At 69.0% G+C, this 12,429-nt stretch carries 10 protein-coding genes; 6 read left to right on the top strand and 4 right to left on the bottom strand.

Annotated features, from left to right (window positions below):
* The first annotated feature begins 6 nt into the window (after positions 1–6).
* The 4 genes from MLE27_RS06710 to MLE27_RS06725 are packed head-to-tail and all read left to right on the top strand — an operon-like array spanning position 7 to position 7,998.
* On the top strand, positions 7–2,583 hold the full coding sequence (locus MLE27_RS06710) for a PEP/pyruvate-binding domain-containing protein (protein WP_243311287.1): 2,577 nt from the start codon (positions 7–9) through the stop codon (positions 2,581–2,583).
* Positions 2,580–3,008 carry a response regulator gene (locus tag MLE27_RS06715; protein WP_243311288.1) on the top strand — a complete coding sequence of 143 codons (429 nt, stop codon included), beginning with the start codon at positions 2,580–2,582 and terminating at the stop codon, positions 3,006–3,008. The genes MLE27_RS06710 and MLE27_RS06715 overlap by 4 nt, the downstream gene beginning before the upstream one ends.
* Before the next feature lie 26 nt (positions 3,009–3,034).
* Positions 3,035–5,428: a PEP-utilizing enzyme gene (locus MLE27_RS06720; RefSeq protein WP_243311289.1), complete on the top strand. Its 2,394-nt coding sequence runs from the start codon at positions 3,035–3,037 to the stop codon at positions 5,426–5,428.
* Positions 5,428–7,998 (top strand): PEP/pyruvate-binding domain-containing protein, encoded by a 2,571-nt coding sequence (locus MLE27_RS06725; protein WP_243311290.1) that lies wholly within the window; start codon positions 5,428–5,430, stop codon positions 7,996–7,998. The genes MLE27_RS06720 and MLE27_RS06725 overlap by 1 nt, the downstream gene beginning before the upstream one ends.
* Before the next feature lie 127 nt (positions 7,999–8,125).
* Here the strand turns inward: MLE27_RS06725 and MLE27_RS06730 are convergent, their stop codons facing one another.
* Positions 8,126–8,797: a metallophosphoesterase gene (locus tag MLE27_RS06730; RefSeq protein WP_243311291.1), complete on the bottom strand. Its 672-nt coding sequence runs from the start codon at positions 8,795–8,797 to the stop codon at positions 8,126–8,128.
* 141 nt (positions 8,798–8,938) lie between these two features.
* On the opposite strand from MLE27_RS06730, the gene MLE27_RS06735 reads away from it, so the two are divergent.
* Positions 8,939–9,754 (top strand): nitroreductase family protein, encoded by an 816-nt coding sequence (locus MLE27_RS06735; protein WP_243311292.1) that lies wholly within the window; start codon positions 8,939–8,941, stop codon positions 9,752–9,754.
* A 191-nt stretch (positions 9,755–9,945) separates the two neighbouring features.
* Here the strand turns inward: MLE27_RS06735 and MLE27_RS06740 are convergent, their stop codons facing one another.
* A complete protein-coding gene (locus MLE27_RS06740) occupies positions 9,946–10,758 on the bottom strand; it encodes a helix-turn-helix domain-containing protein (protein WP_243311293.1) in 813 nt (270 codons plus the stop codon).
* A gap of 90 nt (positions 10,759–10,848) precedes the next feature.
* On the opposite strand from MLE27_RS06740, the gene MLE27_RS06745 reads away from it, so the two are divergent.
* On the top strand, positions 10,849–11,193 hold the full coding sequence (locus MLE27_RS06745) for a hypothetical protein (protein WP_243311294.1): 345 nt from the start codon (positions 10,849–10,851) through the stop codon (positions 11,191–11,193).
* A gap of 198 nt (positions 11,194–11,391) precedes the next feature.
* Here the strand turns inward: MLE27_RS06745 and MLE27_RS06750 are convergent, their stop codons facing one another.
* Together MLE27_RS06750 and MLE27_RS06755 are read right to left on the bottom strand one after the other, a co-directional pair.
* Positions 11,392–11,805 carry a VOC family protein gene (locus MLE27_RS06750; RefSeq protein WP_243311295.1) on the bottom strand — a complete coding sequence of 138 codons (414 nt, stop codon included), beginning with the start codon at positions 11,803–11,805 and terminating at the stop codon, positions 11,392–11,394.
* A gap of 27 nt (positions 11,806–11,832) precedes the next feature.
* Positions 11,833–12,333 carry a DinB family protein gene (locus MLE27_RS06755; protein WP_243311296.1) on the bottom strand — a complete coding sequence of 167 codons (501 nt, stop codon included), beginning with the start codon at positions 12,331–12,333 and terminating at the stop codon, positions 11,833–11,835.
* Positions 12,334–12,429: the final 96 nt, after the last annotated feature.

Genomic DNA, 12,429 nt, shown 5'->3' on the forward strand with positions numbered 1-12,429 from the left:
CAACCCATGGACCTGCCCGGCATCAAGGAACTCCTCTCCGGGTGGCGCAAAAAGCCGCCCGTGCCCTTCACGGTGCTCTTCAAGAAGTTCAAGAGCATCCTGGAGCGCAACAACGCCATACTTGAGCTCATCGGAGACATGGGCGACAAGCTGGGGGGGGACTACGTCTTCGACCGGCAGTACATCCTCGACTCCTGCGAGAAGCTCGGCGACCAGGTGTTCAAGCTCGTCTCGGACCTGAGCCTGCTGTGCCAGCGCAAGAACGTGGCCCTGTTCACGGCCTTCGAGCGCGTACAGCACCAGATCCGCGAAGAGCTGGCCGGCCGCCGGGCTCTCTCTCGCACGGACCACATCCTCCCCCTCTCGGAGCTCACCCACGACCTGGCCGACGAGGGCGGCAACAAGATGTCCAGCCTGGGGGACATCGGCAACATCCTGGGCTTCACCGTGCCCGAGGGCTTCGTCATCACCGCCGGGGCCTACTTCGAGGCCATGGAGCACGCGGGGCTGCGCAAGCGCGCCGCCGAAGCCAGCCAGCGCCTCTGCGAGGCCAAGGACGGCAGGCTGGAGCAGGACTCGCGAGAGCTGCGCCAGGCCATCCTGGCCATGCCCTTGCCCAAGGGCCTCTCCCGCGCGGTGGAGCAGGCCGCGCGCAAGCTCTCCGGCGGCGGACGCGCCCTGCTGGCGGTGCGCTCCAGCGCCTGGGGCGAGGACAGCGAATCGAGCTTCGCGGGCATGTACGAGACGGTGCTGGGCGTGGCCCCGGAGAACATCCTGGAGGCCTACCGCCGGGTGCTGGCCAGCCTGTTCTGCGAGCAGGCCCTGCGCTACCGCCTCCATCACGGCCAGGGCTTGGGCCAGAACTGCGAGGAGCCCGCCATGGCCGTGGGCGTGGTGCGCATGGTGGACGCCGAGACCAGCGGCGGCCTCTACACCTACGCCCCCCTGGAGGAGCACGGCCAGCCCATGGTGGTCAGCGCGGCCTGGGGCCTGGGCAAGCCCATCGTGGACGGCACCGCCGAGACCGACACCTATTTCCTGCGGCGCGACCCCCCGCACGAGCCCGTCTCCGTGGAGTTGAGCGCCAAGACCACCCGCCTGGTGCTGGACCCGGCCGGGGGCACCCGCACCGAACCCGTGCCCGAGGAGCTGCGCAACGCCGCCTGCCTTGACGGCGCCCGCCTGTTCCAGCTGGCCGAGGCGGCCATGACCCTGGAGCGCTTCTTCCGCCGTCCCCTGGACGTGGAGTGGGCCTTCACCCGCGAGGGCGGGCTGGTGGTGCTCCAGGCCAGGCCCCTCTCCATCCGCCCGCGCACCTGCTCCCTGGAGGATGACGTTTCCGAGGCCGCCAAGGACGCCCCGGTGGTCTTCTCCGGCAAGGGCATCACCGCCATGGGCGGGGTGTCCTCGGGCAGGGTGCAGCTGGTGGGGCCGGAGGAAAACCTGGACGGCTTCCCCTACGGGGCCATCCTGGTGGCCCGCCACTCCTCCCCGCGCTTCGCCCGGATCATGCCCCGCTGCCGGGGCATCATCACGGACGTGGGCTCGGCCACCGGGCACATGGCCACCATCGCCCGGGAGCTGCGCGTGCCCACCCTGGTGGGCGCGGGCAACGCCACCCGCGTTCTGGAGCAGGGCCGCGAGATCACCCTGGATGCCGACCACAAGGTGGTCTACGAGGGCGCGGTGGAGGCCCTGTGCCGCTACGAGCTCTCCAAGGAGGACGTGTTCGAGGAGTCCTGGGAGTACCGGACCTTGAAGCGCGTGCTGCGCCACATCAGCCCCCTGACCCTGCTGGACCCCAATGCCGAGTCCTTCAGGCCCGAGGCCGCCAAGACCTTCCACGACATCGCCCGCTACGTGCACCAGCGCGCCGTGGACAAGCTCATCTCCCTGGCGGAGACCCACCAGGAGATCACCGAGGGCGCGCCCCGCAGGCTGGCCACAAAGCTGCCCCTGGGCCTGACCGTCATCGACGTGGAGGGCGGCCTGGAGCCCGGCGCGGGCGACGAGGTGGGCGAGGAGCAGCTGCGCTGCCGTCCCCTGCGCGCCCTGATGGAGGGCATGAACGCCCAGGGCATGTGGGAGACCAGGCCTGTGCCCGTGGACATCGGCTCCTTCATGTCCAGCGTGACCAGGACCTTCTCGGCGGACCAGTCCCACCCGGCCAAGATGGGCCGCAACCTGGCCGTGGTCTCCAGGGAGTACCTGAACCTGCACCTGCGCCTGGGCTACCACTTCACCGTGGTGGACGCCTACCTGGGCGGCTCCATCAACGACAACGCCGTCTTCTTCCGCTTCATGGGCGGCGTCACGGACCTGACCCGCCGCTCCCGCCGGGCCAGGCTGGTGAGCGCCATCCTGGAGCAGTTCGACTTCAAGGTGGAGACCAAGGGCGACATGGTCACCGGGCGGGTCAAGAAGCACCCCACCCGGGCCATGCTGGACAAGATGTTCATGCTTGGCGCACTGATAGGCTATACGCGCCAGCTCGACGCCCTGATGGACTCGGACGAGGCCTGCCGGATGCGGGCCGATGAATTCCTGCAAAGACTCGCCGCACTGAGGGAGGCCAAAGAATGACCGACGACACCGATACGCACGCGCCGGAAGCCAGCCCCAGGCGCAGGACGAGCATCCTCGTGCTCGACGACGAGCCCATCGTCTGCAAGCGCCTCAAGCCCTTCTTCCAGAAGGCGGGCTACGAGGTGGAGGCCTTCACCAACCCGGCCGAGGCCCTGGAGTGCGTCACCCGCCGCAACTTCGACGTGGTCATCACCGACCTCAAGATGGAGGGCCTGGACGGCCTGGCCTTCCTGGGCAAGGTCAAGGCCCTGCACCCGGAGACGGGCGTCATCGTCATCACCGGGTTCGCCACCATGGAGACCGCGCGCGAATCCTTCCGCAAGGGCGTGTTCGACTTCGTGGCCAAGCCCTTCAAGCTGGCCGAGATCCTCGACGGCGTGAAGCGCATCGAGAAGGAAAAGGGGCTGGGGGAAGGCAGGTAGCGGTTTCCGAGGGGCGGGGGAGGAGCATGGGCAAGACGGAAGGCAGTCACGGCGCGGCGATGGAGCCAGGCTCCGCGCGCTTCCTGCTGCGCACCTTCAAGCGCATCCTGGAGTGCAACACGGCGGTGCTCGAGCGCATGGCCCAGATGGACCGCGCCCTAGGCGGCGAATACGTGTTCGACAAGGCCTTCCTGGAGACCGCCGTGCGCGACGTCTGCTCCCTGACCCACCGCGTGGCCTACCACCTCAACGGCATGGCGGATGAGGGCCAGGTGGAGCTCTACGACGCCTACCTCGAGATCAAGGACACTCTGGAGGACGTGCTCTCCGGCGGCATGGGGCCCCAGGCCGCCAGCCGCGTGCTGCCCTTTCCCGCCATCGACTGGGAGATGGAGCCCCTGGTGGGCCTGGGCAACGTGGGCCTGGCCGTGCTGGGCGGGCGCATGGGCCTGCCCGCGCCCGACGGCCTGGCCGTGACCACTGCCGGGATGGCCGCCCTGGCCGGGCCGGACCCCCTGGAGCGCGAGGCCGTGCTGGCCGAGGTGGCCTCGGGCGTCTCGGAGTTGTTCACGCGCCTGGGCGGCCCCGCCCCCCTGGAGCTGACCCTGCTGGAGGCCGGGCCGGACCGGGCGGGCAAGGTGGTGGGCTCCGCCCGGGCGGAAAACGCCGCCTCCGCCGCTGCCGCCGTGCTGGAGTTCGCCTCCCGCATCGAGGATGGCTCCCCCGGACAGTCCCTGGCCGTGTGCCTGCGCCCCGAAGCCAGGGCCGAAGTGCTTGGAACATTGCAGACCCTGGCCTTCGACCCCAACCTCCCGCCCTCCATGCTCCTGGTGGCCCATCCGCCCGGAGAACCATCTGAAAGGGACAGGGCCTGGCTCTCCCGCTCGGCCCCGCACGAGCCCCTGCGCACCCGCATCGCCCCCAAATCCCTTGACCGCCCCCTGCCGGGCGGAAAAGCTCTGGCCCCGGCCGTGGGCAGGCGGCTGCGCGGCTCGGCCTGGCTGCTCCCGGCGCAGGGAGCCCTGCTGGCGGAGCTGGGCCTGGCCGCCGAGCGCGCCCTGGGCGGCCCCTGCGTGCTGGACTGGGCCCTGACTCCCGGCGGCGAGCTGCGCCTCACCGGGCTTGAGCCCGCCTCCACGGCCTTCCCGGACTGGGCGGAGGGTGAGGGGGCCGAAGGGGAGGCGGGCGAGGAACTCGAATTTCCCACGGAGGCCGACGTGCTCCTGGACGGCGGGCAAATCGCCTGCGGCGGCGTGGGCGCCGGTCCGGTGGTGCTCATCGGCGACGAGACCCTTCCTGATTCGGTGCCCCTGGGGGCGGTGGGCGCGGCCCGCAGCGCCACCCCGGCGCTGTCGCGCATCGTGCCCAGGCTGGGCGCGCTCCTGGCCGAGGTGGGCACCCCGGCCAGCCACCTGGCCACCGTGGCGCGTGAGAACCGCGTCCCGGCGCTGTTCGGGCTCAAGGGGGCCACGGAGCTGGAGCCCGGTGCGCTGGTCACCGTGGACGCGGACCAGGGCGCGGTCTATCGCGGCGTGGCCGAGGCCCTGCTGCGCCAGAGCGCCCTGCAGGGGCAGGCCTCCGGGGCCGAGCCGGAATACCTGGTGCTGCGAAGGCTCCTGCGCCACATCCGGCCCCTGAACCTGGTGGACCCCCAGGCCGCCGACTTCGACGCCGCGCACTGCCGCACCTGCCACGACATCATCCATTTCGCCCACGAGAAGGCCGTGGACCTGCTGCTGCACATCGACGCCGGGCAGCGCGAGGGCATGGGCGCGGCCCGCCGCCTTGAGGACGAATCACCCTTCCCCCTGAGCGTGGTGGACGTGGGCGGCGGCCTGGACGAGGGCAGGGGGGGCGTCCGGCTGGCGGACGTGGCCAGCCTGCCCCTGCGCGCCTTCCTGGAGGGCCTGCTGCTCAAGGACGCCCGCCGCCAGGCCCCGGCCAGCCTCTCCCTGGGGGACATCATCTCGGGCATGGGGCGCACCTCCCAGGCCTTGTCGGCCCCGGCGGGCAGCGCGGGGCTCAACCTGGCCGTGGCCTCCAGGGACTACGCCAACATCACCCTGCGCCTGGGCTACCACTTCAGCGTGGTGGACGCCCTGGTGTCGCCCCGGCCTGAGCACAACTTCGTGTATTTCCGCTTCGCCGGGGGCTTCGCCGACGGCGACCGTCGGGCCAGGCGGGCGGACCTGATCCTGGGTGTGCTGGAGCGCCTGGGCTTCAGGGCCACGCGCAAGGGGGACCTGGTGGTGGGCAAGAAGAAGCTCATGGAATCCGCCGACGCCCTGGACACGCTGCGCTTCCTGGGCGCGCTCACGGCCTACACCCGGCAACTGGACGTGGAGCTGACCTCCGAGGCCCACGTGGCCGAATTCACCCGCCGGTTCCTGGAAGCCTCCGGGCTCACGGAGGCGGGCTGATGGCCGGGCTGTTCTCCCGCCTGGCCGAAGGCTGGCGCAAGCGCAGGGAGCGGCGCAAGGGCGAGGCCCTGCGCTCGGTCAAGGCCCGCTACCACATGTTCCGCATCCTGCTGGCCGACAACGAGCGCGCCCTGGAGGCCATGGCCGACGTGGACCGCCTCCTGCTGGAGAACGAACGCTCGGTCATGGAGGCCAGGGCGGCGGACCTGTGCGAGATCGTGCTGGAACTGGCCGACGGGCTCAACCGCCTCACGGGCAACGCCTACGCCGGGCTGTATTCCCGCCTGGAAGCTTTGCGCGCCAGCCTGGACGAGGCCCTGGAGCGCGGCCGCAGCGCGCGGGGCGCGGTCTGGCTGCCCCTGGCCGAGGTGGGCGCGGACATGCGCGAGCAGGCCGGAGGCAAGGCCCAGCCACTAGGGGCGCTCATTCGGGCCGGGCTGCCCGTGCCGGGCGGCCTGGTCATCACCCGGCGGGCCTGCCGGGAGTATCTGCGCCAGGCCCGGCTGGACAAGCGGCTGGCCGCCCTGGCCGCGGACGCCGCCCGGCCGGATGCGGACCTGGAAGCCCTGGCTGCCCAGGCCCAGGGCATGATCGCCGCCTCCGAGCCCACGGACGATTTCGCAGCGCAGCTTGAGGCCGCCTGGGAGCACCTGGCCGGGGGCGGGCCGCTGGCGATCTCCGTGCGCAGCAGCGCCTCCGGCGAGGACGGCGGCGAGCACTCCTACGCCGGGCAGTACGCCAGCGTGCTCAACGTGCGGACACCGGCGGCCTTTCTGGATGCCTTCAAGGCCGTGCTGGCCAGCGCCTACTCGCCGAGGGCCTTGGCCTACCGGCACCGGGCCGGGGTGGGGCTCCAGGCCGTGGACATGGCCGTGCTCTGCCAGCGCATGGTGCCCGCCAAGGCCTCGGGCGTGCTCTTCAGCGTGGACCCCATGGACGCCGAAGGCGGGCGCATGCTGCTCACCGCCGTGCCGGGCCTGGGCACGCAGGCCGTCTCGGGCCGCGCCCCGGCGGACATCTACCGCCCCTCGCGCGGCCCCGAGCCGCCGGACGCGGCCAACACCCCCGCGGAGATCGCGGCCAAGACCGTGCGCGAGGTGCCCCGCGAGGAGGGCGGCCTCGTCCTGGAGGAGGTTCCCGAAGGCCAGCGCCATGAGCCCGTGCTCGATTTCGGGCGCATCGGCCTGCTGCGCGACATGGCCCTGCGCATGGAGGCCCTGGGCGGCGGCCCCAGGGACATCGAATGGGCCATGGACCACGAGGGCGCGCTCTGGATTCTTCAGTCCCGCCCGGCCAGGCTCGGCCAGGGCGTCTCCGCCCGGCAGGAGGCCCGGCCAGGCGCGTTGCTTGAGGGCGGGCTCGGGGCATCGCCGGGCAAGGCGGCCGGACGGGTGGCCGTGGCCCGCTCCAGGGGGGAGCTGGCCGAGGCGGCCCGGCTCGAAGGGCCGGTGGTGCTGGCCCTGCACCAGAGCCTTGTGGACGCCGCGCCCCTGGTGCCAGGTCTGGCGGCCCTGCTGGTGGACATGGGCAACCCCCTGGACCACCTAGCCTGCCTCTCGCGGGAGCTGGGCGTGCCCATGATAACCGGGCTCGGCTCCGCCACCACGGCCCTGTCCCCCGGCGACTGGGTGCTGGCGGACGCGGACGCGGGCGCGGTCTGGCCCACGGACGGACGCCTCTGGCGCGATGCGCCCCCAAGGCCGCGCCGGGAGCCCGCCAGGAGCCCCCAGGCCTCCTCGGGCGTGCGCGAGCTGGTGCTGCGGCTCAACCTCACCGACGCCTACGGCCCCACCTTCTCCATCCTGGAGTGCAAGTCCCTGCACGACATGGTCCGCTTCATCCACGAGAAGGCGGTCATCGCCCTGTTCGAGACCGGCGACGCCATCGCCGAGGGCGCTTTCGCCCTGGTGCGGCGCATCCGCGACGGCCAGGGGCTCGACTTCCTGATGATCGACCTGGGCGGCGGCCTGACCCCGGGCCGCTCCACCGAGATCGGGCTGGAGGGCGTGCTCTGCGAGCCGCTCAAGGCCTTGTGCGCGGGCATGGCCACGCCGGGGCTGCGCTGGGGCGCGGCTCCGCCCATCCAGGGGGTCACGGGGCTCATGTCCCGCGCGCTGCTGGACCCCGGGGGCGAGCGCCCCGTGGGCAACCCCAACTACGCCCTGGTCACCCGGGACTATTTGAACCTCAACGCCCGCGTGGACTACCACTTCGTGATGATCGACGCCGTATGCGGGGCCAACTCCCGCGAGAACTCCATCCGCTTCCGCTTCAAGGGCGGGGGCACGGCGCGGGTGCAGCGCGAGAGGCGCGCCGTGTTCGTGGAGACGGTGCTCCAGGCGGAGGAGTTCTTCACCACCCGCCAGGGCGACATGGTCACCGGGGTGCTCACCGAGGGCTCGCGGGAGACCATGCGCGCCAAGATGGAGATGCTGGGCCGATTCCTGGGGTTCAGCAGGCTCCTGGACGCGGTGATGGTGGACGACGGGATGCCCGGGCGCGTGGCCAGGGCCTTCCGGAGCGGGGACTACGCCCTGGAGGGGCTGGAGGCGGAAGCGGCGGAGCGGTGAGCCCGCTGCTTGGTACGGGTGGAGCTCGCCTGCTCACCGCTGTGGCGAAGCCCGGCGAGGAGCGAGAGCAGGGCCGCATCGAGCGCCCGCCCGGAGGCGGTTGAGCCGGGCGGCGAGCCCCGGTATTTCAGGCGTGGTGGAAGCGCAGCTCCGGAAGCTCCAGGGCGGTGAGCACGCGCCCTGAACCAGCGCCGGTGTCCAGCCCGATGAGCCCCGGGGCCACCAGGGGCGTCTCCAGGGGCATGTGCCCGAAGACCAAGGTTTCACCGGAGGCGGCCCAGCCCTCGGGGTCCGGGGTGCGGTTGCCCAGCAGGGCCTCCAGGGCCACGGGGCCGGCCTGGTCCGGGTCCGTGCCGTGGGGCATGGGGGCATGGAAGAAGACGTAATCGCCGACCCTTCGCCAGCGCTCCAGCCCGAGCAGGAAGTCCCTGTGGCTCCCGGGCATGAAATCGAGCCCCGTGAATCCGGGGCCTGCCCCGTAGCTGTCCAGGGTGGCCTGGAAGCCCGAGGCGCGCAGCAGGCGCAGCTCCTCCGGGTCCTGGCTGGTTGCGTAGCGCAGCAGGGCGGCCTCGTGGTTGCCCATGAGGAACACCGTGTCCGGCCGCTTCGCCTTGAAGGCCAGCAGCCGCTCCAGCACGCGGCGGGTCTGCCCGCCGCGGTCGATGTAATCCCCCAGGAAGACGTAGCGGGCCTCGGGGGCCAAGCCCTGCAGACGCCCCAGCAGGGCGTCGAGCTTGTCCGCCCGCCCGTGGATGTCGCCCACCGCGAAGATCGTTCCGCCGCCTGTTTCCATGTTCATTGTCCGACCATGCTAGCCCCCCGGGGCGGGCTTGTCCATGAAGGCGGGCCTTGTGCGCGGGCGCGCTCCGGGTTTACAGTTCGGGCAGGCCCGGCCCGCATGCCCGGCCATCCAACCGGAACGCCAGAACAGGAGGGCGCGATGCTGCAATTCCATGTGGACGGGGACCTGTGCATACGCTGCGGGGAGTGCGCGACCGACTGCCCCGCGGGCGTCATCGCCCTGGACGACCTGCCCGCCATCACCAATGAGGAGGGCTGCTACCGCTGCCTCCACTGCTACATGGTCTGCCCCACGGGAGCCATTTCGATCCTGGGCTGCGACCCCAAGGAGGCCGACGAGGCCAAAAGCCTGCCCGCCCCGGAAGAGGTGGACAACCTGATACGCTGGCGCAGGTCCGTGCGGCGCTACAAGGACGAGAACCTCCCGCCTGAGCTGATCGACAGCCTGGTGCAGACCGCCTGCCACGCCCCCACCGGGGTCAACGCGCAGGATGTGCTCTTCACCGTGGTGCGCGACAAGGGCCGCATGAGGGTACTGGGCAAGGAGATGATGGCCTGCCTGGACAAGCTGGAGAAGGCCGGGGAGCTGCCCGGCGGGCTGGCCGGGAAATACCTCAACTTCGTGGTGCGCGCCTGGAGGGACATGGGGCTCGACGTGGTGCTGCGCGGCGCGCCGCACCTGCTGCTCACCAGCGCGCCCAAGGCCGCGCCCTGCCCCGTGCAGGACGTGCACATCGCCCTGGCCCAGTTCGAGCTGCTGGCCAGCGCCCACGGCCTGGGCACCCTCTGGGACGGCCTGTTCATGATGGCCCTCTCCGTGTGCCCGCACCTGGTGGCGCACCTGGGCCTGCCCGAGGATCACCTGCTGGGCTACGCCATGCTCTTCGGCAAACCCGCCGTGGAGTACCACCGCCCGGCCAGGCGCGGCCCCGCCAGGATCAATTACGTGGATTGAGTGCCGAGGCCAAGGAGGGCGAAAGCCTGATGCCTCCGGGTTTTGTCGGCACAAGGCGGCCATGAGGCGCGGATGCTGCTGCCGAACAGCCACGACAAGGGGTTGCTGAGAGGCGGCAGCGGTTCGCGGAGAATTTCACGTCGCCGGGCTTGCCAGCCCAGCGGGAGGCTGTGCTGTGCCTGCCGCCGCGGTCATGATGCGCTGTACCCAGAGAATAATTCCTTCGTCGGCTCGTCGGCAGGAAAGAGTGACTCGATGCGCAACTCCTGCGTAGTCGCGTCGAGCGGGGTTCCAAGGGTTGTCAGCATAGTGAAGAAAGATGCTCTCAGGTCGTTCTGCTCAAATGTTATGCTCAAAATGGGCAGATCACTGTCAACTGCCCTCAAACAGTTCTTCATCTCTTTCTGACCCTCTGCAAGTTCCTCATAAAGCGAGAACAACGCCGTGTTGTGGGTGGACAGCGCCTCGCCATGCAATCGATCAAGCATGAAGTCTCGCGCCACGTTCCAGTTTTTAATGTGACGGCACAAGCCGTCACTTGAGAACGTGAGTCTGTAAATGTTTTTGTACTTTCTCATTGTAGATTCGCCAACAAGAAGCGATACTAGGCGATTGTACCCGTGGTTCGTCATCAGAATGTCGTATGTGGCGTTGACAACGAAAGCAGGGTACGGATCATGCTTGTCCAACATGCGACGCAAAGCATGGAGGACCATGGTCATATTCTTCTCCTCGACAGGCTTATCCCCGTATTCTGAAGCATGGCCTGAAGCTGTCAACAGTGAATTCAAGTGTCTGTGCGGCATCTTGAGGGCGCCCGCTATCTTGAGAATAATGGCTCGGCTCGGATTGGATTTTCCAGTTTCAATGAAACTCAAATGCCTTGCCGAAATCCCGACATCCAAAGCCAGGTCCAACTGGCTCACTTTTCGTATCGAGCGCCAGAAACGGATCATGCTGCCAGCAGCCTTATCGTTGGTTGCGATGGCATAAAGATTGTTCATGATCATTACCTCTGAGGTAATTGCTTGATATACCTTACGCGTGTACTTCCTTCCGGACACATGCACAAGCGTAAACAGGAAGGATAGTCAATGCACAACTTCAGGATGTTACTTGCTCTTTTCACCGTATGCATATTGATTTATACTGGTGTGGTTGTGTCGACTCACGGATGGAATCTGTTTCCTGTGTTTTTCGGCGAGTTGGCCGCATTGACCTGGCCTGGGCAGTTCAACTTGGATTTCGCATGTTTCCTCGCACTATCTGGTATATGGACAGCCTGGCGGCATGGTTTCTCCCGTTGGGGGATCGTGCTGGGAGTGGCAGGCTTTTTCGGCGGGATGCTGTTCCTCGCGCCATACCTGGTCTTTGCCTCGTATAAGGAGCAGGGCGACATGGCGAGGGTGCTGCTGGGAGTGAACAGGCCGGTAGGTTGATTCGACGCCATCACCGTCAGGCAGCGTAGTCGCGGGGCGTTTCCCGAAAGAACTGCAGCCGCGACCCAGGGCGGAGGGATGCATATAGGGCGGCATACGCCGTTGCATGCAACATGGTGCGGCCGCCGAACGGTACAGGAATCAAGGCCCCGGAGCGCCGCGAGGCGGGCCGGGGCCTTTGCTTTGTGAGCAGGGGCTCTATGCAGGCACGATGACCATCCAGCCCACGCCGAAGCGGTCCGTGAGCATGCCGAAGCAGGGCGAGAAGAAGGTCTTGCCCAGGGGCATCAGCACCTGGCCGCCTTCGCCAAGGGCGGCGAAAGCCCGCTTGGCCTCGGCCTCGTCGGCGACGGTCAGCGAGAGCGAGAAGCCCCGGAAGTCCGGCTCGCCCCGGCAGTTGCCGTCCGAGGCCATGAAGGCGGTGTCGCCCACGCGCACGTTGGCGTGCATCACCTTGTCCTCCGAGCCGGATGGGATCATGCCGGGGGCGGGCGGTTCGGGGCTGTCGCTGTAGCGCATGAGCATGGTCACCTGGGCGCCGACGGCCTCGGCGTAGAAGGCCAGCGCCTCGTCGCAGCGGCCCTCGAAGAACAGATAGGGTTCGATCCGCATGGGTTGGTCTCCCGTGATTGGAGGGTTTCAGGCGTCGCCGGAAGCCCGCAGCGCCGCAACCACCTCGCGCAGGTGGTCGGTGTGGAAGCGGACGTGGAAGTCCGTCAGGCCGAAGATCATCTGCTCCAGGGTGGGGCGCTCGCCCAGGGGCGTATCCTTGAAGGCGGGGATGTGCGCCTTGCGGGCCAGCTGCTCCGGCGTGAGGGCCAGGGTGAAGGCGGCCACGGCCTCGTATTCGCGCCGGACGCCCTCAAGCAACTCCGTGAAGGACATGGCGTCCCGCTTGTCGGTGTAGAAGGGGTTCTCGACCACCAGGTCGATTTTCGGGGTGTCCGCCTCAAGGAAGGCCTTGAGCAGGGGCAGCATGCCCATGCCCTCAGGCCCGCTCAGGTGGGAGAGTATCTGCTTGGGGCTCCAGCGCCCGGCCGGGGCCCTGGATGCCGTGGCCTCGTCCAGGCCTTCGCAGGCCTGGGCCAGTTGGTTCATGTTCTCCCGCATGCCCCGGACCAGTTCTTCAGGCGTGGCCATATACTTCGATCCTCCTTGCCGGTTGGCGCACCAGGCGCACTTCATTCCATCATACGCCTTTTCCGGCCCGGTGCACAAGCATGGCGTGAGGCCCGC

This window comes from Fundidesulfovibrio agrisoli, from assembly GCF_022808715.1.
Classification (GTDB): Bacteria; Desulfobacterota; Desulfovibrionia; order Desulfovibrionales; family Desulfovibrionaceae; genus Fundidesulfovibrio; species Fundidesulfovibrio agrisoli.